Origin of the sequence: Vibrio rumoiensis (assembly GCF_002218045.2) — a bacterium.
GTDB classification, from domain to species: domain Bacteria; phylum Pseudomonadota; class Gammaproteobacteria; order Enterobacterales; family Vibrionaceae; genus Vibrio; species Vibrio rumoiensis.
On record NZ_AP018685.1, the window covers coordinates 691,637 to 714,019 of the forward strand.

General features: G+C 41.4%; 21 protein-coding genes and 1 other RNA gene. 13 read left to right on the forward strand and 9 right to left on the reverse strand.

Annotation, left to right across the window (positions count from 1 at the left end):
* Nucleotides 1-135 precede the first annotated feature (135 nt).
* Nucleotides 136-1,287, reverse strand: a complete 1,152-nt coding sequence (metK, locus tag VRUMOI_RS03160) for a methionine adenosyltransferase (RefSeq protein WP_089137892.1) — start codon at nucleotides 1,285-1,287, stop codon at nucleotides 136-138.
* Nucleotides 1,288-1,788: 501 nt separating this feature from the next.
* Between metK and tkt the strand changes: the two genes are divergently transcribed.
* From tkt to VRUMOI_RS03190, 6 genes are all read left to right on the forward strand, one after another.
* A complete protein-coding gene (gene tkt, locus VRUMOI_RS03165) occupies nucleotides 1,789-3,783 on the forward strand; it encodes a transketolase (protein WP_089137891.1) in 1,995 nt (664 codons plus the stop codon).
* A gap of 138 nt (nucleotides 3,784-3,921) precedes the next feature.
* Nucleotides 3,922-4,965, forward strand: coding sequence for an erythrose-4-phosphate dehydrogenase (gene epd / locus VRUMOI_RS03170; protein ID WP_089137890.1), 1,044 nt, complete (start codon nucleotides 3,922-3,924; stop codon nucleotides 4,963-4,965).
* Between the two features lie 231 nt (nucleotides 4,966-5,196).
* The gene (locus VRUMOI_RS03175) at nucleotides 5,197-6,360 is read left to right on the forward strand and encodes a phosphoglycerate kinase (protein WP_089137889.1); all 1,164 of its coding nucleotides are present in this window, start codon (nucleotides 5,197-5,199) and stop codon (nucleotides 6,358-6,360) included.
* A 193-nt stretch (nucleotides 6,361-6,553) separates the two neighbouring features.
* Nucleotides 6,554-7,630: a class II fructose-bisphosphate aldolase gene (gene fbaA / locus VRUMOI_RS03180; RefSeq protein WP_089137888.1), complete on the forward strand. Its 1,077-nt coding sequence runs from the start codon at nucleotides 6,554-6,556 to the stop codon at nucleotides 7,628-7,630.
* Nucleotides 7,631-7,913: 283 nt separating this feature from the next.
* Entirely contained in the window at nucleotides 7,914-8,777 is an 864-nt protein-coding gene (gene mscS, locus VRUMOI_RS03185) for a small-conductance mechanosensitive channel MscS (RefSeq protein WP_089137887.1), read from the forward strand.
* 131 nt (nucleotides 8,778-8,908) lie between these two features.
* Nucleotides 8,909-9,625, forward strand: coding sequence for an oxidative stress defense protein (locus tag VRUMOI_RS03190; RefSeq protein ID WP_089137886.1), 717 nt, complete (start codon nucleotides 8,909-8,911; stop codon nucleotides 9,623-9,625).
* Between the two features lie 83 nt (nucleotides 9,626-9,708).
* Here VRUMOI_RS03190 and serA read toward each other — a convergent pair whose 3' ends face one another.
* From serA to zapA, 5 genes are all read right to left on the reverse strand, one after another.
* Nucleotides 9,709-10,938, reverse strand: coding sequence for a phosphoglycerate dehydrogenase (serA, locus tag VRUMOI_RS03195; protein WP_089137885.1), 1,230 nt, complete (start codon nucleotides 10,936-10,938; stop codon nucleotides 9,709-9,711).
* Between the two features lie 222 nt (nucleotides 10,939-11,160).
* Nucleotides 11,161-11,817 carry a ribose-5-phosphate isomerase RpiA gene (rpiA, locus tag VRUMOI_RS03200; RefSeq protein WP_089137884.1) on the reverse strand — a complete coding sequence of 219 codons (657 nt, stop codon included), beginning with the start codon at nucleotides 11,815-11,817 and terminating at the stop codon, nucleotides 11,161-11,163.
* 79 nt (nucleotides 11,818-11,896) lie between these two features.
* Nucleotides 11,897-12,505, reverse strand: a complete 609-nt coding sequence (locus tag VRUMOI_RS03205; RefSeq protein ID WP_089137883.1) for a 5-formyltetrahydrofolate cyclo-ligase — start codon at nucleotides 12,503-12,505, stop codon at nucleotides 11,897-11,899.
* Nucleotides 12,506-12,510: 5 nt separating this feature from the next.
* A non-coding RNA gene (gene ssrS, locus VRUMOI_RS03210) (6S RNA) lies at nucleotides 12,511-12,696 on the reverse strand.
* A 102-nt stretch (nucleotides 12,697-12,798) separates the two neighbouring features.
* Complete coding sequence (zapA, locus tag VRUMOI_RS03215; RefSeq protein WP_089137882.1) at nucleotides 12,799-13,074, reverse strand: cell division protein ZapA; 276 nt, start codon at nucleotides 13,072-13,074, stop codon at nucleotides 12,799-12,801.
* A 294-nt stretch (nucleotides 13,075-13,368) separates the two neighbouring features.
* Between zapA and VRUMOI_RS03220 the strand changes: the two genes are divergently transcribed.
* The 3 genes from VRUMOI_RS03220 to VRUMOI_RS03230 are packed head-to-tail and all read left to right on the forward strand — an operon-like array spanning nucleotide 13,369 to nucleotide 16,357.
* Nucleotides 13,369-13,935 (forward strand): YecA/YgfB family protein, encoded by a 567-nt coding sequence (locus VRUMOI_RS03220; RefSeq protein ID WP_089137881.1) that lies wholly within the window; start codon nucleotides 13,369-13,371, stop codon nucleotides 13,933-13,935.
* Nucleotides 13,936-13,944: 9 nt separating this feature from the next.
* Nucleotides 13,945-15,135 carry a 2-octaprenyl-6-methoxyphenyl hydroxylase gene (gene ubiH / locus VRUMOI_RS03225; protein ID WP_089137880.1) on the forward strand — a complete coding sequence of 397 codons (1,191 nt, stop codon included), beginning with the start codon at nucleotides 13,945-13,947 and terminating at the stop codon, nucleotides 15,133-15,135.
* Between the two features lies 1 nt (nucleotide 15,136).
* On the forward strand, nucleotides 15,137-16,357 hold the full coding sequence (locus VRUMOI_RS03230; RefSeq protein ID WP_089137879.1) for an FAD-dependent 2-octaprenylphenol hydroxylase: 1,221 nt from the start codon (nucleotides 15,137-15,139) through the stop codon (nucleotides 16,355-16,357).
* Nucleotides 16,358-16,425: 68 nt separating this feature from the next.
* On the opposite strand, the gene VRUMOI_RS03235 is transcribed toward VRUMOI_RS03230, so the two are convergent.
* Both VRUMOI_RS03235 and ygfZ read right to left on the reverse strand, forming a co-directional pair.
* Nucleotides 16,426-16,626, reverse strand: a complete 201-nt coding sequence (locus tag VRUMOI_RS03235; RefSeq protein ID WP_089137878.1) for a DUF1107 domain-containing protein — start codon at nucleotides 16,624-16,626, stop codon at nucleotides 16,426-16,428.
* Between the two features lie 589 nt (nucleotides 16,627-17,215).
* Complete coding sequence (gene ygfZ, locus VRUMOI_RS03240; RefSeq protein ID WP_089137877.1) at nucleotides 17,216-18,199, reverse strand: tRNA-modifying protein YgfZ; 984 nt, start codon at nucleotides 18,197-18,199, stop codon at nucleotides 17,216-17,218.
* A 165-nt stretch (nucleotides 18,200-18,364) separates the two neighbouring features.
* Here ygfZ and VRUMOI_RS03245 point away from each other — a divergent pair, with 165 nt between their 5' ends.
* Nucleotides 18,365-18,625, forward strand: coding sequence for an FAD assembly factor SdhE (locus VRUMOI_RS03245; protein WP_089137876.1), 261 nt, complete (start codon nucleotides 18,365-18,367; stop codon nucleotides 18,623-18,625).
* Between the two features lie 250 nt (nucleotides 18,626-18,875).
* Nucleotides 18,876-19,007, forward strand: coding sequence for a hypothetical protein (locus tag VRUMOI_RS19585; protein ID WP_269459974.1), 132 nt, complete (start codon nucleotides 18,876-18,878; stop codon nucleotides 19,005-19,007).
* Between the two features lie 102 nt (nucleotides 19,008-19,109).
* Here the strand turns inward: VRUMOI_RS19585 and nadB are convergent, their stop codons facing one another.
* The gene (nadB, locus tag VRUMOI_RS03250; protein ID WP_089137875.1) at nucleotides 19,110-20,741 is read right to left on the reverse strand and encodes an L-aspartate oxidase; all 1,632 of its coding nucleotides are present in this window, start codon (nucleotides 20,739-20,741) and stop codon (nucleotides 19,110-19,112) included.
* 425 nt (nucleotides 20,742-21,166) lie between these two features.
* Between nadB and rpoE the strand changes: the two genes are divergently transcribed.
* Entirely contained in the window at nucleotides 21,167-21,745 is a 579-nt protein-coding gene (gene rpoE, locus VRUMOI_RS03255; protein WP_089137874.1) for an RNA polymerase sigma factor RpoE, read from the forward strand.
* Nucleotides 21,746-21,770: 25 nt separating this feature from the next.
* Nucleotides 21,771-22,352, forward strand: a complete 582-nt coding sequence (locus VRUMOI_RS03260; protein WP_089137873.1) for an RseA family anti-sigma factor — start codon at nucleotides 21,771-21,773, stop codon at nucleotides 22,350-22,352.
* Nucleotides 22,353-22,383 lie beyond the last annotated feature (31 nt).

Consider the following 22,383-nt stretch of genomic DNA (forward strand, 5'->3'; position numbering starts at 1 on the left):
CGCTATTTGGAGTAAATACAAATTTAATGATTAAAAATTAATCAAGTATGATAGGTGGGAATGTTTGATAGGTAATAAAAAACCCTTACCGAATGGCAAGGGTTTGAAAGTACAGTGGTTTGTTATCAGTGCTAATTATAAGCCAGCAAATCCACGCAGTGCTTCAGCTTTGTCGGTTGCTTCCCAAGGGAATTCTTCACGACCAAAGTGGCCATACGCAGCTGTTTTCTTGTAGATAGGCTGAAGCAGGTTCAACATTTCTTGTAAGCCGTATGGACGTAAATCGAAGTGCTGACGTACTGCTTCAATGATGATGTCAGATGGTACTTTTTCTGTGCCAAATGTTTCTACCATGATTGAGGTAGGTTCTGCGACACCGATGGCGTAAGACAGTTGAATCTCACAACGATCTGCAAGACCTGCCGCGACAATGTTTTTCGCTACATAGCGAGCAGCGTAAGCCGCTGAGCGATCAACTTTTGATGGATCTTTACCAGAGAATGCACCGCCACCGTGACGAGCTGCGCCGCCGTAGGTATCAACGATGATTTTACGGCCGGTTAGACCACAGTCACCCATAGGGCCACCGATTACAAAACGACCGGTTGGGTTGATAAAGTATTTCGTTTCTTTATTTAGCCACTCAGAAGGAAGGACAGGTTTGATGATCTCTTCCATTACCGCTTCACGTAGCTCTGGAGTTGAGATTGAATCACAGTGTTGAGTCGATAAAACGACGGCATCGATACCAACAATCTTGCCTTGGTCATATTGGAAGGTGACTTGAGATTTTGCATCAGGACGTAAGAAGTCCAGTTTGCCACTTTTACGTACTTCAGCCTGTTTTTGTACTAGTAGGTGAGAGTAAGTAATTGGTGCAGGCATCAATACTTCTGTTTCGTTACAAGCGTAACCGAACATAATACCTTGGTCACCAGCCCCTTGATCTTTTGGATCGGCTTTATCAACACCTTGGTTGATGTCTGGAGATTGTTTACCAATCGTATTTAATACTGCGCAAGAATCCGCATCAAAGCCCATATCTGAATGAACATAGCCAATTTCGCGAACGGTCTCACGAGTAATTTCTTCAATATCAACCCAAGCAGAAGTCGTGACTTCACCGCCCACCATGACCATGCCGGTTTTTACGTAAGTTTCACACGCCACACGTGCTTTAGGATCTTGCTCTAGGATTGCATCCAATACTGCATCAGAAATTTGATCAGCAATTTTATCTGGATGGCCTTCAGATACCGATTCTGAAGTAAATAAATGCTTAGCCATGTGTGAGTGCTCCACTTTGAATCACGCCAATTCATCGCTTGATGAATGCAGTTAAGTTAGAAAAGACGCGTTCTTATATAGCTAATGCTATGAATCGCGCCTTCTTAAAAACAGTTTAATTTGTAGGTGTTTCTACATCTAGACGTCTATTCTAGTTTTGATTGGTCGAATTACAAGCCTTTTTTGCATTCAATGAAAGGATCGGTGATTAAGGTGATGTTGCAGGTGACGCAAAAATGTACATAAATATGGCTATTTACTCTATTGACGCATTCGATTGCGCTCCCATAATTGTTGGTGTTGTGGGGAAATAATGTGACAGTGCTAAAAAAGCACATAAAAGAGTAAAAAAAACGCAAATTAGCCCTTGTTAACGTTTGCAGTCATGCGGGGGCTTTGCGACAATACCACGCAGAATTAAAGCGCTCTGATATCTTCAGTGAGCTTTCCCAACCTTAATAAATCGCTTATGCACTTTTAATGCACAAATCAGGAGTAGACATGACGTCTCGTAAAGATCTAGCAAATGCAATCCGCGCACTTAGCATGGACGGTGTTCAACAGGCTAATTCAGGCCACCCTGGAGCCCCTATGGGTATGGCCGATATCGCTGAAGTTCTTTGGCGTGGTCACTTGAATCACAACCCACAAAACCCTGAGTGGTTTGATCGCGATCGTTTCGTGCTTTCAAATGGCCACGGTTCAATGCTGATTTACTCTTTACTTCACCTTTCTGGTTATGACCTTCCAATCTCTGAACTGAAAAACTTCCGCCAATTGCATTCTAAAACCCCAGGCCACCCTGAGTATGGTTATGCACCAGGTGTTGAAACGACCACTGGTCCACTAGGCCAAGGTATCACCAATGCGGTTGGTATGGCATTAGCTGAAAAATCATTAGCGGCTCAGTTTAACCGTGAAGGTCACGATATCGTGGATCACTTCACTTATACGTTCCTAGGCGATGGTTGCTTAATGGAAGGTATTTCACACGAAGCGGCTTCTTTAGCGGGCGTGTTAGGTTTAGGTAAACTCGTTGCATTCTGGGATGACAACGGTATTTCTATCGATGGTCACGTAGAAGGTTGGTTTGCTGATGATACACCGAAGCGTTTTGAAGCTTACGGTTGGCATGTCATTCCTGCGGTTGATGGTCACGATTCTGATGCTATTGAAGCGGCGATTCAAGCGGCGAAAGCGGATCCACGTCCAACGCTTATCTGTACTAAAACGGTTATTGGTTTTGGTTCTCCAAACAAAGCGGGCACCCATGATTGTCACGGCGCTCCACTAGGTGCTGATGAAATCACTGCAACCAAAGCACAACTAGGTTGGGAGCACGGTCCATTTGAAATTCCTTCAGATATCTACGCTGAGTGGGATGCAAAAGAAGCGGGCGCAGCAAAAGAAGCAGCTTGGAATGAGAAATTAGCAGCTTATGAAGCGGCTTACCCTGAGCTTGCGGCAGAATTCAAACGTCGTATGGCGGGTGACCTTCCTAAAGAATGGGAAGAAAAAGCAAGCGCCATTATTGCAGATCTTCAAGCGAACCCAGCAAACATTGCATCTCGTAAAGCGTCACAAAATGCACTAGAAGCGTTTGGTCAAATGCTTCCTGAATTCATGGGTGGCTCTGCTGACCTTGCACCATCTAACTTAACTATGTGGTCGGGTTCTAAATCTTTGACTGCTGAAGATGCTTCAGGTAACTACGTACATTACGGCGTGCGTGAGTTTGGTATGACGGCTATCATCAATGGTATCGCACTACACGGTGGCTTCATTCCTTACGGCGCAACCTTCTTAATGTTTATGGAATACGCACGTAACGCAATGCGTATGGCAGCATTAATGAAAGTGCAAAACATCCAAGTTTATACGCACGATTCAATTGGCCTAGGTGAAGATGGTCCAACTCACCAACCGGTTGAGCAAATTGCATCATTACGTATGACTCCAAACATGAGCACATGGCGTCCATGTGACCAAGTAGAATCTGCGGTTGCTTGGAAACTTGCGATTGAACGTAAAGATGCACCATCTGCACTTATTTTCTCTCGTCAAAACCTAGCACAACAAGAGCGTAACGCTGAGCAAGTAGCCAATATTGCTAAGGGTGCTTACATTCTTAAAGATTGCGCTGGTAAGCCTGAGCTAATCTTAATCGCTACGGGTTCTGAAGTTGAGCTAGCGGTTGAAGCAGCAGCACAACTTTCTGCTGAAGGTAAACAAGTACGCGTTGTTTCAATGCCATCGACCGATGCATTCGACAAACAAGACGCGGCGTACCGTGAGTCAGTGCTTCCATCTGACGTAACCGCTCGTATCGCAATTGAAGCGGGTATTGCTGATTACTGGTTCAAGTATGTTGGCCTAGATGGTCGCATTATCGGTATGACAACATTTGGTGAGTCTGCACCAGCAGGTGAATTATTTAAAATGTTCGGTTTTACCGTTGAAAACGTAGTAGAAACAGCGAAAGAGTTAATGGCTTAATTCTTTATGATTTAAGTTGTTGAAAAATGAAAGCCGGGCATTATGCTCGGCTTTTTTATGTCTGTTGTATGCTAGGCGCTTGAGAATCCAAAGAGATAGGTTAAGATAACGCCTCTTCATAGATGTCATGGAATGATTATGCTTAGAATTGCTATTAATGGATTTGGTCGAATTGGACGTAGTGTCTTGCGAGCTTTATATGAAAGTGGCAAGAATCAATCCATTCAAGTGGTGGCAATCAATGAATTGGCAGAACCTGAAGGGATAGCCCATCTACTTCAATATGATTCTAGTCATGGACGGTTTTTCAAAAAAGTTTCCCATGATCAAGAGCATTTATTTATACATCATGCTGATAAAGTCGAGCCGGGTTTTGATTCGATTCGTATTTTGCATTTAACCGATGCCAAGCTTTTGCCTTGGAAAGATTTAAATGTCGATATTGTTTTAGATTGTACCGGTAAATTTGGCTCTCAAGCCGATGGTCAACTGCATATTCAAGCCGGTGCAAAACGAGTGCTATTTTCTCATCCTGGTGCGAATGATGTTGATAATACCATTATCTATGGGGTGAACCATGAAACCCTAACCTCTGAACATCATGTAGTATCGAATGGCTCTTGTACTACCAACTGTATCATCCCAGTAATCAAAGCATTGGATGATAGCTTTGGTATTGAATCTGGCACCATCACGACGATTCACTCATCAATGAATGATCAGCAAGTTATCGATGCTTATCATTCCGATTTACGTCGTTCTCGCGCTGCTAGTCAATCAATCATTCCAGTGGATACGAAACTTCATCTTGGTATCGCAAGAATTTACCCAAAATTTGCCGATAAATTTGAAGCAATTTCAGTTCGAGTGCCTACAATTAATGTCACTGCGATGGATTTAAGCGTTACAGTTCACAAAAATGTGAAAGTTGATGACGTAAATCAATCTATCGTAGAAGCATCTCGTTGTACATTGGATGGCATATTGGATTACACCGAAGCGCCTTTGGTTTCGATTGACTTCAATCATGACTCTCACAGTGCGATTGTTGATGGTTCACAGACTCGAGTGAGTAACCATCGTTTGGTAAAGATGCTAGTGTGGTGTGATAACGAGTGGGGATTTGCGAATCGAATGCTCGATACCGCTTTTGTCATGGGCTCTATGCTTCAATCAAGATAAAATTGAATAAATAAAAAGTTGCGGTGAATAAATAGTCGTTCTATTATTTTTCACCTTGAAATAATAAATTATCGCCCCCAATATATTGGGTAGTAGAAGTGATTACCCTTGTTTGGTTTACAAGGCGCGATCTAGCTGGTTAAGCTAGGCAAAGAGATTTAATCATTGGGCTTGTGCCGGATGATAATGGTTTAAATATTTTTAATTTCACTAACATTGAGAGGACAAATAATGTCTGTAATCAAGATGACTGACCTGGATCTTGCAGGTAAACGTGTATTCATTCGTGCTGACCTAAACGTGCCAGTAAAAGATGGTAAAGTAACTTCAGACGCTCGTATCTTAGCGTCTTTACCTACCATCAAAACTTGTCTAGAAGCTGGCGCAAAAGTAATGGTGACTTCTCACCTAGGTCGTCCAACGGAAGGTGAATACAACGAAGAGTTCTCTCTTGCTCCAGTTGTTAACTACTTAAATGACGCATTAGATTGTGACGTTAAACTAGCAAAAGATTACCTAGACGGTATCGAATTAAATGCTGGTGAGCTTGTTGTTCTTGAAAACGTTCGCTTCAACAAAGGCGAAAAGAAAAACGAAGAAGAGCTATCTAAAAAATACGCAGCACTTTGTGATGTATTCGTAATGGATGCATTTGGTACGGCTCACCGTGCACAAGCATCGACTCACGGTGTTGGTATGAATGCTCCAATCGCTTGTGCAGGTCCTTTACTTGCCGCTGAGCTTGAAGCACTAGGCAAAGCGATGGATAACCCAGAGCGTCCATTAGTCGCTATCGTTGGTGGTTCTAAGGTTTCAACGAAACTGACTGTACTTGAGTCTCTATCTAAAATCGCTGACCAACTAGTGGTTGGTGGTGGTATTGCCAATACATTCATCGCGGCTGAAGGCCACAATGTTGGTAAATCACTATACGAAGCTGACTTAATCGATACTGCGAAAAAATTAATGAAAGATTGCGCAATTCCAGTTGCGACTGATGTTGCGTGTGCGAAAGCGTTTGATGAAAATGCGGAAGCTGAAATCAAACATGTTTCTGAAGTTCAAGATGACGACATGATTTTTGACCTTGGTCCAGAGTCAACGAAAGTACTTGCAGATATCATCATGAATGCAAAAACAATTCTTTGGAATGGCCCTGTTGGCGTATTTGAATTCAAAAACTTTGAAGCAGGTACAGCCGGCATTTCTAAAGCAATCGCTGAATCAGCTGGTTTCTCTGTTGCTGGTGGTGGTGACACTCTAGCGGCTATCGATAAGTTCGGTATCAAAGCTGACGTTTCTTACATCTCTACAGGTGGCGGTGCTTTCCTTGAGTTTGTAGAAGGTAAAGTATTACCAGCAGTTGCAATGCTTGAAGAACGCGCAAAAGCATAATATTTAAAAATAAGGCGGGAGAAAGTTCTCGCCTTTTTTACGTTTGTAGATTTTTATCTGTTGCGTAGATCACACTATGTGAATTGAAGTGGTTTATTGCTACAATGCAACCGTTATCAAGCAAACGTTTATTTAATTAACGATTTCGTTTTTTGAACGGAATTTTAAACGATAGAAAAATAGGACTAAACCCATGTCTAAGATCTTCGATTTTGTAAAACCTGGTGTTATCTCTGGTGATGACGTACAGAAAGTTTTCGCAGTAGCGAAAGAAAACAAGTTTGCACTTCCTGCTGTAAACGTTGTAAACACTGATTCTGTAAACGCAGTACTAGAAGCAGCAGCGAAAGTTAAAGCTCCAGTAATCGTTCAGTTCTCTAACGGCGGCGCAGCTTTCTTTGCTGGTAAAGGCGTTAAGCTTGAAGGCCAAGGTGCACAAATCCTAGGTGCTGTTGCTGGTGCGAAATACGTACACGCAGTTGCTGAAACTTACGGTGTACCTGTGATCCTTCATACTGACCACGCTGCTAAGAAACTTCTTCCTTGGATCGACGGTCTACTAGACGCAGGTGAAAAACACTTCGCAGAAACTGGTAAACCACTATTCTCTTCTCACATGCTAGACCTTTCTGAAGAGTCTTTAGAAGAGAACGTAGAAACATGTGCTAAATACCTAGAGCGCATGGCTAAAATGAACATGACTATCGAAATCGAACTAGGTTGTACTGGTGGCGAAGAAGATGGCGTTGATAACTCTGATATGGATGCATCTGAGCTATATACTTCTCCAGAAGACGTAGCATACGCATACGAGAAACTAAGCGCAGTTAGCCCACGTTTCACTATCGCAGCATCTTTCGGTAACGTACACGGTGTTTACCAAGCGGGTAACGTTGTTCTTACTCCAACTATCCTACGTGATTCACAAGCGTACGTTTCTGAGAAATTTGGCCTACCAGCTAACTCTCTAAACTTCGTTTTCCACGGTGGTTCTGGTTCTTCTGAAGCTGAAATCCAAGAGTCAATCGGTTACGGTGTTATCAAAATGAACATCGATACTGATACTCAATGGGCATGTTGGGATGGCGTTCGTCAATACGAAGCTGACAACCACGATTACCTACAAGGTCAAATCGGTAACCCAACTGGCGAATCAGCGCCAAACAAAAAATACTACGATCCTCGCGTATGGTTACGTGCTGGTCAAGCGTCTATGGTTGCACGTCTTGAAAAAGCGTTCGCTGACCTTAACGCTATCGACGTACTATAATTAAACGTACTTAGATATTTGAAAGCCCTGCTATTTAGTAGGGCTTTTTTTTATCCAATCTATTGATTTTTATTATATGTTTGGCGTAAAAATTGATAAAAATGATTTTTTACTGCCAATAAAGTAAATGATTTTCAAGAATCGAAAAAAATAGCTATATTGTCATTAGGCTATATTGTTTGACGTAGCTCTGGGCGTTATTATATTTAAATGGAATTAACACTGATACCCTTACTACTATTATCTACGATTTTAATTATTTCTAATCAATAAGGAATTACCAATGGCAACAGAAGATCAAGTAACAGAAGTAGCTCACGCTATTGCTCCTAAGGTGACGGATTGGCTTGCGGCTAACTCTGATTTATTAGTTCAATATGGCGTTAATATTATCTCCGCTATTATTATCCTTTTTATCGGTAATATAGTTGTTAAGACGATTGGTAACAGTGTTGCTAAAGTTCTTGAAAAGAAACAAATGGACCAAGCGGTAGTACACTTTATTAGCTCTCTTGTTCGCTATGTTTTATTTGTTATTGTTCTTATCGCAGCGTTAGGTCGTGTTGGCGTTGAAACCGCTTCAGTCGTTGCCGTAATCGGTGCCGCTGGTTTAGCGATTGGTTTAGCATTACAAGGCTCTCTAGCAAACTTTGCTGCGGGTGTGTTAATTGTGGCTTTCCGTCCGTTTAAAGCGGGTGACTACGTTGAAATAGGTGGTGTTGCAGGTAGCGTTGAATCTATCCAAATTTTCCAAACGGTATTAACGACACCAGATAACAAAATGATTGTTGTGCCAAACGGCAGCGTGATTGGTAGTGCGATTGTAAACTATTCTCGCCATGCGACTCGTCGTATTGACTATGTTATTGGTGTTTCTTATAAAGCTGATTTGAAGAAAACGAAAGAAGTTATTTTACGTGTTTTAGAATCAGAAAGCCGTTTATTACAAACCCCAGCCCCAACGGTTGGTGTGGTTGCATTGGCTGATTCATCGGTAAACTTCGTGGTTCGTCCATGGGTTAAAACTGCTGATTACTGGAATGTGTACTTTGATTTGCTACAAGCGATTAAAGAAGGGCTTGATGCTGAAGGTATCGAAATCCCGTTCCCACAAATGGATGTACATTTAAACAAGCTAGAAGATTAATTTTCAGCTTAATGTAAATTATTGAAAAAAGGCGCCTAGTGCGCCTTTTTTATTGCTAAAATCTGGGAAAACATTCCAATGGTCAACTTATCATTGGTTACTTATTGAAATGGCTATTGATTGAGGTTGTTATGAAGAATGCTTTTACACGTCATATTTCACCGGCTGTGATTTTTTTTGCGATGGTTTTTTCAGCGTTGAATGTTTCAGCTGCTGAAATCAATACACCAACGCTATCCGTAACTGGCTATGGTGAAGTTGTTGCCAAACCTGATATGGCAGAGTTCTCTGTCGCGATTCAAGCCGATAGAAGTCAAGCGAAGCAGGCAAAAACGGCGGTAGATAAAGTGGTGGGAAACTTTATCGTTTCTTTAACACAATCAGGTATGGAACGTAAATCGATAGTAAGCAGTCACTTACGACTTTCTCCGCAATATAATTATCCTAAAGATGGGAAGCCTGTACTGAATGGATACCGAGCGGTTCGTGAGATCACTGTGACCGTTGAGCAATTGGATAAATTAAACACCTACTTAGACCTTGCTCTACAAAGTGGTGTTAATCAAGTTAATAGTATTAACCTGAAAGTAAAAGATGAAACTCAATATAAACAACAAGCTCGTCAAGCGGCTATTGCTGATGCAAAACAAAAAGCACAAGAGTTAGCGAAAGGGTTTGATAGTGAGCTCAATGGTGTATGGTCGATTATCTACCGTAGCAATTCAGTTCGTCCTGTTATGATGGCCAAAGCGATGGCAATGGAATCTCGCTCTGCTGATCAAGGCTATCAAGATGAAGAAATGACCATTAGCGATCAGGTGGATGTAATTTTCAAATTGAAAAATTAATATATTGATATCTATTTAGTTATAAAAAAAACAGCGACATAGTAGTCGCTGTTTTTGTTTGTATAAAATAGGGGGGAGTTATATTAATGCAGTATGCGGGCTCGAATCGTACCTTCTACTGATTTCATTTTCTCTAGTGCTTCTTCTGAACGCTCTGCTTCGATATCGATCACTACATAACCCATTTCAGCATTAGTTTGCAGATACTGAGCTGCAATGTTAATGCCTGCTTCAGCAAATATAGTGTTAATTTGCGTCAAGATCCCTGGACGGTTTTCATGAATATGAAGCAGTCGAGAGGTACCTACATGTTCAGGTAGTGATACTTCTGGGAAGTTTACACAAGAAAGCGTTGAGCCATTATCTGAGTATTTCGCCAGTTTACCTGCGACTTCAATTCCGATGTTTTCTTGTGCTTCTTGAGTTGAACCACCGATATGCGGAGTAAGAATCACATTATCAAATTTCATTAAAGGTGATTCAAATGGGTCGTTATTGGTTTTAGGTTCAACTGGGAATACGTCAATCGCTGCGCCACCTAGATGACCAGACTCCAAAGCATGACATAGTGCTGGAATATCGACTACAGTACCGCGAGCGGCGTTAATGAAAATTGCTCCTGGTTTCATTTGCGCAAACTCATCCGCGCCCATCATTTCTTTCGTGCTCATTGTTTCTGGCACATGCAGAGAAATAATGTCTGATTTATTGAGTAATTCACTCATTGTAGAAACTTGAGTGGCATTACCTAATGACAGTTTATTTTCAATGTCATAATAATACACGCGCATCCCTAAGTTTTCAGCCAAGATGCTTAACTGGGTACCAATGTGACCATAGCCAATGATACCTAGTCGTTTACCACGTGCTTCGTAAGAGGCATCAGCACTTTTTTTCCAGATACCACGATGAGCGAGTGCATTTTTTTCTGGAATGCCGCGTAGTAGTAGTAAAATTTGACCTAAAACCAGTTCGGCAACACTACGTGTATTAGAAAATGGAGCGTTAAACACAGGAATGCCACGCGCGGCTGCTGCATTTAAGTTTACTTGGTTAGTACCAATACAGAAGCAACCAACAGCCACAAGCTTTTCTGCGGCTTCAAATACTTCTTTAGTTAATTGAGTTCGAGATCGTAGACCAATAAAGTGAACATCTTTTACCGCTTCAAGTAGGTCTTCTTCTGAAAGTGAGCCCTTGTGATATTCGATATTGGTGTAACCTGCAGATTGCAGTACTTCAACCGATGATGGGTGGAGGCCTTCAAGAAGGAGGATTTTGATTTTATCTTTACCGAGAGAAACTTTAGCCATGTAACGTCGTCCTTAATAGATAATAATGATTCTTGCGCATGTAATGGCATTACCACTTTCAGTGGTTGTCTGAACATTCCTTGTGCGACTCTGTAATTAAAATATCAAAAAAATGTGAGCTTGGGTAAGATTTTTACAGAATAAAGTATAAAAAAACGGCACTTTTAAGCACCGTTTTGTTATTGACTATTAAAAAGTGAATTTATCTTATTTAATAGTGAATTATTCTTCGATTTTTGCGCCTTCTGGCGTGCCAGTAATCACAACATCCGCACCGCGATGGGCAAATAGGCCAACAGTAACGACACCAGCAATACCATTGATCTTATCTTCAAGAGCTTTGGGATCTACGATAGATAAATTGTGTACATCTAAAATGATGTTGCCATTATCCGTCACAATGCCTTGGCGATATTCAGGCGTACCACCTAATTTAACCAATTCACGAGCAACGTAAGAACGAGCCATTGGAATAACTTCAACAGGAAGCGGGAATTTTCCTAGAACATTGACTGCTTTAGTGCCATCAACAATACAAACGAAGGTTTTAGACATCGCTGCTACGATCTTTTCACGTGTAAGTGCTGCGCCGCCACCTTTAATCATTGCGCCTTGCGGGTTGATTTCGTCGGCACCATCGATATACACATCAAGGCCATCCACTTCGTTTGAATCGAAAACATGAATGCCAAGTTCTTTTAATCTTTCTGTTGATGCTACTGAGCTTGATACGACACCCTCAATTTGACCTTTCATTGTCGCAAGTGCATCAATGAAATGATTGACGGTTGAACCGGTGCCCACACCCACAATAGTATCTGGTTTTACGTATTTTAAAGCGGCCCAACCAGCGGCTTTTTTCATTTCATCTTGTGTCATGTGAACTCCTAAATAGCTAAGTAATCGATTGCTTTTAAGCGTGATTGATTCAAAATTGGCGAGATTATAGCGGCTTATTTCACTTTTCCCAATGCCAAATCTTACTTGGTGTCACAAATATCGGTAATGGGATATCCCAATGCTCGCAAGGAATGCTGTCAACTTGCTGGCAATCATGGGCTAATCCAATCGGAAGGGCGCCTTTGCCTGTTGTAAACCACGGCTCTAAGGTGCGGTCATAATAACCACCGCCCATACCAAGTCGTTGCCCATCGGAGTCAAATGCGACTAATGGGGTAAAGATGATATCAATATCCTTGAGTGGGCAGATCTGAGTTTGGTCGAGCTTTGGCTCTACGATGCCGTATTTATTATGGCAAATAGGGCTATTTTTTTGATAGTTCAAAAAAAGAAGCTGTCCTTTGGAAAATGGGTGCAAGACAGGAAGTACAACGTGTTTTCCTTGCTGCCATAACCAATCGATAATAGGTTGGGTATCAATTTCACCATCAGAAGAAAGATACAGAGCAATATTTTCAGCTTGATGAATATACGGAAGCTGCTTGATTTGTTCGAGCAGATTGATGCCTGCTTGTTTTTGCTCATTCATGGATAAGCAAGCGCGCCGCTGACGAATCATTTGGCGTAATTGTGAACGTGAGAGTTTTGGTTGAATTGGATATTTCATAGTTGGAATACCCCAAAGTGCCGTTGAGAATTGATGGACCTATGAACCAGCGAGTTCAAGGCGGATCCGCAATGAAAACCGTAGGCTTCTCGGTACGAGCCGAGCTTGCTCAATAGTTTTCAAATACCGATCCTGGGTTGTTGCTTATCGGCTCAGGGACTTAAATCCTCTGACAAACACTCCAGGGTAAATTTTTGCACATCGCTGTTCGTATCGTTTACGTTAACAGCACCGAATCCTTGGTGTGTGCGCTTTGCAAGTCAATTTGCTTCTTGATCATTGAATCAGCTAAGTTATTTTTTTGATAACGCTTTATCTAATGATTGCGATAGTTGCTCGATTCGCTGTGCCATTTGCTGAGTATCCCCCAGTTCATCTTTTAATTCTTGAACTTCATAGCAAGCATTTAAAGCGGCAATAATTAGCAGCTGTTCAATGTTGTGTACTTTAGTACGTTCAGTCATTTGGTTCAAGCGTCGGTTTAATTCATTCGCTGCCGCATTCAAAGCAGCTTCTTGTCCGGGTGGACAATTGACGCGAGTGAGTTTTCCTAATATTTCGACTTCCACTGTGGCGCACTCTTAATGGCTGATGAAAAATACAATCTTACGATGAAATTTATTCTCTAAGATTATTCGACTGAGGAGAAACTATAGGCTAAATGACCTTACTAGTTCAAGCATTTCAGGCGAGTGAGCTTTTATTTTGCTGAATGTTGACCGATTCGATTAGAAAGTGAGTCATTTGTTTGTGATTTAGCATATTTTATTCATGATGTGGTGCGTTACGAGGCATAAAAATTTTCGGGCTTGGCTTTGAATTGATATACTCAAACAAAATTGACCAACCAAGTGAGATAACTCATGAGCGATATTCGCCTACCTGATTATAACCAAGCATTAACTGAGCTTACGGCTGCCTCGTTATCAGTTACCCCTGCAGAATTACAAGGTTTAATTACCGGTATGTTAAGTGGTGGTATTCCAACGGATAATGATAACTGGAAGACGATTTTGTTTGATTACACCAACGATGGTATGGGGTGGCCTGTGAATGCAAGCAAAATCGCCGACACTATTTTTACATTCTCAATGAAAGAATTAAGCGGTACTAGCATGGAATTGAACATGTTATTACCGAGTGATGATGATTTGCTTAACTATGCGGATGCGGTTTCTGAGTGGGTCAATCACTTCATTTCCGGGTTAGGTCTTGCAGGATCTAGTTTGTCTAAACTATCAACGGAAACTAAAGAAGCTTTAGTTGATTTAGAAGAAATTTCTAAGCTCGGCATTGATGAAGATGACGATCTGTCAGAGCAAGCGATTTTACTTGAGCAAGTGATTGAACATGTCAAAGTTTGCGTATTAACCATTCATGCAGATTTAGCGGTAAAACCTACCGCTACAACACCTAAAACCTTACATTAAGGTCAACTTATGAAGTGCTACGATATTGCAATTATTGGCGCGGGAATGGCGGGTGCAACACTGGCATTAGCCGTTGACCGTCTATGTCAGGGGCAGCTTACTATTGCTGTTATTGAAGCGTATGAAATGAATGAACAGGATGCTCATCCTGGTTTTGATTCTCGAGCGATTGCATTATCTTTTGGCACGGTGAGTATATTAAAACAGTTGGATCTATGGCATCGCTTTGAAGAATTTGTTACCGCGATTACTGATATTGAAATATCGGATCGTGGCCACCTAGGATTGGCAGATATTACTGCACAGCAAGAACATGTTGAATCTTTGGGGTATGTTGTTGAACTTGAAAATGTCGGGCGAATCTATCAACAAGCGCTGCACAATTGCCAAGCAATAGATTATTTTTGTCCGCTTAAAGTGACCAATATCGAGCGAACGGTCGAGAAAGTGATGGTTTCATTAACTGATGGGCAAGTTATTGATACTCGATTATTAGTTGCGGCTGATGGGGCGTTATCAGAAAGCTGCCAACAACTTAATATTCCGTTAAAAGAAATCGATTTTGAACAATTTGCAGTCATCGCTAATGTGACGACTGAAATAAAACCACAAGGTCGAGCTTTTGAGCGTTTTACTCAAACCGGTCCGGTTGCTTTTTTACCTATGTCTGAAGGGCGTAGCTCAGTCGTATGGTGTATGCCTGAAGACCGAGCGAAGCGAATGATGAATGTCGATGAAGCGACATTAATTGATGCGCTACAAAAAGATTTTGGTTGGCGATTAGGAAAAATTACGAAAGTAGGCATGCCCGCTTGTTATCCTTTATTGTTGCGTTATCGCGAATCGATGGTGTCACATCGTTTTGCCATTATTGGTAATGCGGCTCAAACACTCCATCCGATTGCAGGACAAGGTTTTAATCTAGGCATTCGTGATGTGATGAGTTTAGCGGAAGAGGTTGGGATTGCTTATCAAGCCAATGGTGACGTTGGTTGCTATTCTATGCTTTCTCGATATCGACAACGTCGGGAGCTTGACCGAAATCAGACTATGTCTTTGACATCGAGTCTTGTTCATTGCTTTTCTAATCACTGGCCAGCGATGCGCGTAGGGCGAAATCTTGGTTTATTGGCCATCAATTACTTACCTTATATCAAACAACCTATAGTGAAACGCACTATGGGCTTAGTGGAGCGATAACATGCAGAGTTTTGATATCACCATCGTTGGCGGCGGTATGGTTGGATTAGCGTTGGCAGCTTCATTTGCCGAGAGCAATTTACGTATTGCGGTTATTGAAGGTCATACTCCCGATGAGATCCTAAATGATGCGCCAGATACTCGAGTGTCTGCTTTAAGTCGGGCGAGCGAATTTTTTCTTAAAAATATTAAAGCCTGGGATGGAATAGTCACTCGTCGCGCGGCACCCTATCAGGCGATGGAAGTGTGGGAAAAAGACAGTTTTGCTCGTTTAGAGTTTAATGCTGACAATTTGTCTCAATCAAACTTGGGTCATATTGTAGAGAATCGAGTCATTCAATTGGCTTTGCTTGAGCGGGTTAAACAGCTTTCAAATGTGAGCTTATTTATGCCTAATCTCTGCTCAAATATGGCAATCGGTGAAAGTGAAGCTTGGTTAACTCTCGATAATGGTGATTCAATTTCGAGTAAATTAGTCGTTGGTGCGGATGGAGCTAATTCATGGGTAAGACAACAGCAAGATATTCCGCTAACGCATTGGGATTATGGTCATAATGCCATTGTTGCGAATATCCGCACAACTGAACCCCATCAAGGAGTCGCAAGACAAATCTTCACGCCTCAGGGGCCGATTGCTTTGCTACCTTTACCCGAACCGAACCTATGTTCTCTTGTTTGGTCAACAGAGCCTAATCGTGCGGATACCTTGATGTCCGATTCTGATACGGCATTTAACCATATACTGAGTAGTGAATTTGATACTCGATTAGGTTTATGTTGTGTGGAAGGTCAGCGCAGCGCTTTTCCTTTAAAAATGCGTTATGCACGTAACTTTGTGGTAAACCGAGTTGCTTTAGTAGGGGATGCCGCCCACACCATCCATCCACTCGCAGGACAGGGTGTCAATTTAGGCTTCTTAGATGCGGCGAGCCTTGCGGAGGAAGTGTTAGCGTTATGGCAACAAGGTGAGGATATCGGTTTACAACGAAATTTGAGATCTTATGAGCGCTGGCGTAAAGCGGAGGCCGCCAAAATGATTGCAGCGATGCAGGGGTTTAAAGATTTATTTGATGGTGATAATCCTGCTAAGAAATTGGTTCGTGGGCTTGGGATGCAATTTATTGGTCACTTACCGGGAGTCAAAGAAGAAATGATGAAAAGGGCTTTAGGTATTACAGGAAAATTACCTCGCTTGGTTAAATCGACTTCTCCTCAGCTGTAAACTCATTCCCTAAAAAACAAAAAAGGTTGGCTATCAAAGCCAACCTTTTCTATTTCTATTCATTTTATTTAAGCACAGCGCATACGGTTGATTTCTTGGTTGATCTCTTTGACCATTTTGTAATGCTGAATTTGTGCCTGTGATGGAATGATTAACTTTGCATTATCAAACTCAAACTTACCTACACCATTAATATAAATACGTCCTTTGAAGAAGCGACTGATATGTTTTGCGACGGCTCTTGGTGCATACTTATTGAATAATCTCATACTAACATCCTTATAGTAACTGAGGGTATTATAGCGAGTTTATGGGGTCATTTTGTTAAAATTTTATCTTTTATGTAAAAAGTGTCGGATCAATCAAACTTTAATGCTGAAGTTTACCTTTTATATAGCTTTTATATCTGAGAATTGAATGTGATAGGTTGTTTTATAGTTGAGCGCTATATATGAGCTAAAAAAATGCCCACGAAAAAAATAGCGTGGGCGAATAGTCACAGATGCATTATACAAAGTGGATATGGCTAGCATGGCTAGCTCAACACTTTACTGGTCAATCAATTAAATCAAATGAAGCAATAAATTAACCTGCAAATAAATCATACATCAAAAAAACACAGATCAATATTTATTCATTTAAAGTGATTAAAAATTCTCATTCTTATTGTTTATCATGTGATCGATGTCTAGGTTTTATCTGTAAATTTGTAATGCATTACACCACATTACAATGGTTTCCATTTTCTATTATTTTAAACTTGGTCAGTTCATCATTCTTTTGGGGAAAGATTGAAGGAGGCAAGGAGGAGTAAAACGCGCACACCCAGCATTTCGGAGTGTGCGCGAGGGGTAAGGGTTATTGTTCTTCTAGCGAATAAGGAAGTGTAGAGAATGATAATTGAACATCCGGGAATGCTTCTAGTCGAAACGATGTATCGGTATCTAAGTTATTCGGTAGGACCGCTAAAACCGCTAGTTTATTATCGCTGAATTGATAATAAGTATTGATTTGACCCGCACCGCGCCAGTTTTCTCCTACTTGGCGTTCTAGGTTCAAGTTATCAGTAAGCTCGACATGACACTCACCCTCTAAGCGAAATAAAGCGCGCTTGTTAATGCCTCGGTATTTCGCACGAGCTACGGTTTCTTGTCCCGTATAACAGCCCTTTTGGAAAGATATACCTCCAAGTGCCTGTAGATTCATCGCTTGGGGAATATGCTCCAATTGCTCATGTTGATTCAGTCTTGGAATGGCATCCATGACATCGGCATAGTCCCACAAACTTTCATCGGACAATATTGCGTCATCTTGTTGAGCAATCAGTTGTTGTGCATTTTGCTGAGATAACATAAGTAACCAGCGGGTGGGAGAAACCTGTACCGCAGTGCCAATCGTCATCTTGACGACCTGTCGTCGGTTTTCTTCCTGTGATTGGCCTGATAAGTCAGCAATGAATTTAGAAGCTTCTTGTCCTATAACGCCAAGAAAAACATCAGAGCTGTGTTCGATCACTACTTTAGAGAAAATGGCATATTTTTTTATTTCAGCCAGTTCTTTCTCAATCGCTGAAGTGCGTTGGAACATAGCGTAACCGTCATTGTGGTGAAAAATGCGGAAAGTACTGATCATTTTTCCTTTAGCATCACAATGAGCACCAAGTGTTGATTGATCGGCTTCGAGTGAAACAACATCACTTGTTATCTGGCCTTGAAGATACGATTTTTTGTCATCCCCGACGATTGTGATCGCTCCCCAAGAAGATAAAGGGCATAAGACTAAATTTGGTAAGGCCTGTGTTGATGCTAGAGGATAAGCGGTAAAAGTATCATTCCAATTCATCATAATGTCCTAAAGGTTTACATACAAAGTGACTCACATGGTAATGCTCTAATTGATATTTGTCAGCATTTGTTGTGATTGTTGCTGACTCTGTGATTGCTGCACTGGTTGGTAAGCGGATCAGCTGATAGACTCGGATAATATGCATTATGAGATGGAACCACTATGTACACACCAGAAGAAAAAGCACGTATAAAATGGGCTTGTCGTCGTGGCATGCTAGAGCTTGACGTTGTTATCATGCCTTTTTTTGAAGAATGTTTTGATGATTTAAGCGAGGAAGATCAACAATCATTTGTTTCTTTACTTGAATCGGATGATCCAGATTTGTTTACTTGGATCATGGGGCATGGTCGTAGTGAACATTTAGGACATGCCAAAATAGTGGATAGAATCGTTGCCCACAATCTTAGTAAAGTGCGCTAATCGCGATAAAACAACCTCTGTATTTCATTATCATCAAACTTATATCGCTCAGATTTGCTTAGTTACATTCAACTGTATCTTGATTTGGGCGATATCAGTTTCTACGCTTCCACTCATCGCCTCAGTGCTATTGATAATAATATCGTTTTCAATCCTATCGAATATCCACACCCGTTGTGACAAACGTTCAATCCGCTTGAATACTTACCAACCCCTGATCCGAATTGATCGGCAATTATCGGAATTTTGCGTGCAATTAATAATGAAAGACGGTCAAGTACTGCGCTTGATGCGTCACCAGTTTAAAGGTCATGAGTATAAGAAATTAAACGAAGTGTTGGATGAAGGGGAAAATAACCTTTCAATTTTCATTAAAAATTAAGATAAAAAATAGGCTTCAACCATAATCAATCAAGTTGAAGCCTATCTCTATGTCTTACTTTCAGTCACCGCTTATTGAAATCGAAAATTAAAGCAATTCACATTAAAATAAAGGGTTACTGGTTCTGAACTTTTCTGGTTCAAGAATGGTTGGGCCGCTATGTTCTAACGGTTTTGGATAGTCCAACGTATAGTGTAAACCTCGGCTTTCTTTACGTTCCATTGCACAACGAACCATTAATTCCGCCACTTGTAATAAGTTACGTAGCTCAAGTAAATTATTGGAGACTCTAAAGTGGCTATAGTACTCATGAGTTTCTTGTTGCAGTAATTGGATACGTCGTAAAGCTCGCTCAAGGCGTTTATCCGTTCTTACAATGCCCATGTAATCCCACATAAATAAACGTAATTCATGCCAGTTATGCTGCAAGATCACTTCTTCATCTGAGTTGGTGACTTGGCTTTCATCCCAATAAGGAAGTGTTGGTGGTAGTTCGACTTTATCAAGGTTAGCAATGATGTCTTTCGCTGCCGACCACGCATAAACCACACATTCTAGGAGTGAATTTGATGCTAAACGGTTTGCGCCATGGAGACCGGTATAAGTCACTTCACCAACGGCGTACAAGTTAGTTAAATCTGTTTTCCCTTGCTGATTCACCATCACGCCACCACAGGTATAATGAGCGGCAGGGACGATTGGAATAGGCTCTTTGGTCATGTCGATGCCCAGATCGAGCAAGCGCATATTAATGGTTGGAAAATGCTTTTCGAGAAAATCTGCGGGTTTATGGCTGATATCGAGATACATGCAATCGGCACCAAGACGTTTCATTTCATAGTCAATGGCACGAGCGACAATATCACGAGGCGCGAGTTCTGCTCTATTATCAAAATCAGGCATAAAACGAGTGCCATCTGGGCGTTTGAGATAAGCGCCTTCACCACGTAACGCTTCCGTTAGTAAGAAATTTCGAGCTTCAGGATGGAATAAGCAAGTTGGGTGAAACTGATTAAATTCGAGATTAGCCACTCGGCAACCCGCACGCCACGCCATTGCAATACCGTCACCAGAAGAAACATCTGGGTTTGAGGTGTATTGATACACTTTTGAAGCGCCGCCCGTGGCAAGTACCACAAATTTTGCTCGTACCGACTCGACGTGCTCTCGATTACGGTTCCATATATAAGCCCCAACGACTTTTTTTGCGTCACCGCCAATGCGGTCTTCGGTAATTAAATCTAAAGCGTTATAGCGCTCTAGAAAATGGATGTTTGGATGGTTATTCACGTTATCTTGCAAGTTCGTTTGCATTGCCATGCCAGTGGCATCTGCAGCATGTAAGATACGTCGATGGCTGTGTCCGCCTTCTCGAGTTAAGTGATGACGAGGATGCTCACTTTTGTCATTTTCATCAAGGTCAAAAGGAACGCCACCATCGATTAACCACTGCACACATTCTTTGGCATTTTCGGTGATGAAGCTAACCGCATCTTTTTCACATATACCAGCGCCAGCAATTAGAGTGTCTTCAATATGAGATTCGATACTATCGTCTTCATCAAAGACCGCAGCGATTCCGCCCTGAGCGTAATAGGTGGAGCCTTCGTTACGAGGGCCTTTGCTTAATACTATGATTTTGCCATGAGGGGCAACTCTCAGTGCTAAAGATAAACCTGCAGCACCACTACCGATGACCAGTACATCACATTGATGTTCACTATTTGTGTTCATAAGTTCGTTTCAGTTCCTAAGCTAGTATCGATAATTTGAGCTCGATACTTATTTGTATTCACTCAGTTGGCACATGATGTATTAAATACACACACTTGACGAAGTATTGAAATCAGTGGCTAATATCGCTATATATCAAACTGAGTTTCAAGTGTTGTTTACTTTTCCATGAAAAAAGTGAGAAAGTTAGATGACGATTACAGCATATTTTATGGTTAAAATGGGAAAAGTTTTATTTTAATGAACTTTTCCTCCCACCACATGTCACAATAGTGGTCGGTGATACATCAATACTACAATATACCCAAGTGACTTCAAAAGGCTGTTTCCTTATAACAAAAACAGTAAATAAGTTATTTAAGTATAATAAGAAATGCTTATGTCGATGAAGACACAGAGCAAAACAATAGGAGTAGGTGCTCGAAATGAGCGAGCAGTTGACTGATCAAGTTTTAATTGAGCGGGTTCAAAGCGGAGATAAACAAGCATTCAATCTTTTGGTCACAAAATATCAAAATAAAGTGTGTAGTTTGATTTCTCGTTACATTAAGAATCCCGGCGATGTGCCTGACGTGGCTCAAGAAGCCTTTATCAAAGCCTACCGAGCGCTGCCAAACTTTCGTGGTGAAAGCGCGTTTTATACTTGGCTTTATCGTATCGCAGTGAATACCGCGAAGAATCATATCGTCGCTCAATCACGTCGCCCTCCAGCGAGTGATGTCGATGCCGAAGAGGCAGAATATTACGAATCTGGAAGTGCATTAAAAGAAATATCGAACCCTGAGAACTTAACGTTGTCAGAAGAATTAAAGCAGGTCGTTTTTAATGCAATTGAAGCCCTGCCAGAAGATTTGAAAACCGCAATGACCTTACGAGAACTGGATGGTTTGAGTTATGAGGAGATTGCGGAGGTGATGGACTGTCCAGTTGGGACCGTTCGTTCTCGGATTTTCCGAGCTCGCGATGCAGTGGAAAAGAAAATACGCCCACTGATTCAGCGATAACAAATGACTAATAATGGTGAGTAAAATGACCAATAAACAGCAGATCTCAGCTCTAATGGATGGAGAGCTTATTGATCAATCATTGATTTCTGATATTGAAAAAGACAATGAGTCTTTACAATCTTGGAGTCACTATCATTTGATCGGAGATACGCTTCGTGGTGAAACACCAAGTAACCCTAGTTGGGATATCGCCTCTAAAGTGGCATTAGCGTTGGAAGATGAAGCGGCTCATACCAGCTTCTCTTCAAAAAATGTGACACCAATTTTAGAAGCTCAGCCTAAACCTGAGAAAGCTCGTGCAAGAATGCCCGCTTGGTTGAGTAACTTAACTCAAGTTGGTGTGGCTGCTTGTGTTTCTCTTGTCGTTATTCTTGGTGTGCAGCAATACTCTGGTTCGGATGCAACCAATGTAGCTTCTGATTCTGATCAGCTTCCAGTTTTACAAACGATACCTTTTGCTGGATCGGCAGAGCCTGTTAGCCTTACTCGTGACTCTGTACGTTCACAATCATCAGAAGCAAAAGCGATGGAGCAACACCGTCGAGCGAATGCTTTGATGCAAGATTATGAATTACAACTGCGTTTGAATCACACGAGTGAGTAATAGAGTACTCGTGGTGATTAAACCGATAAAA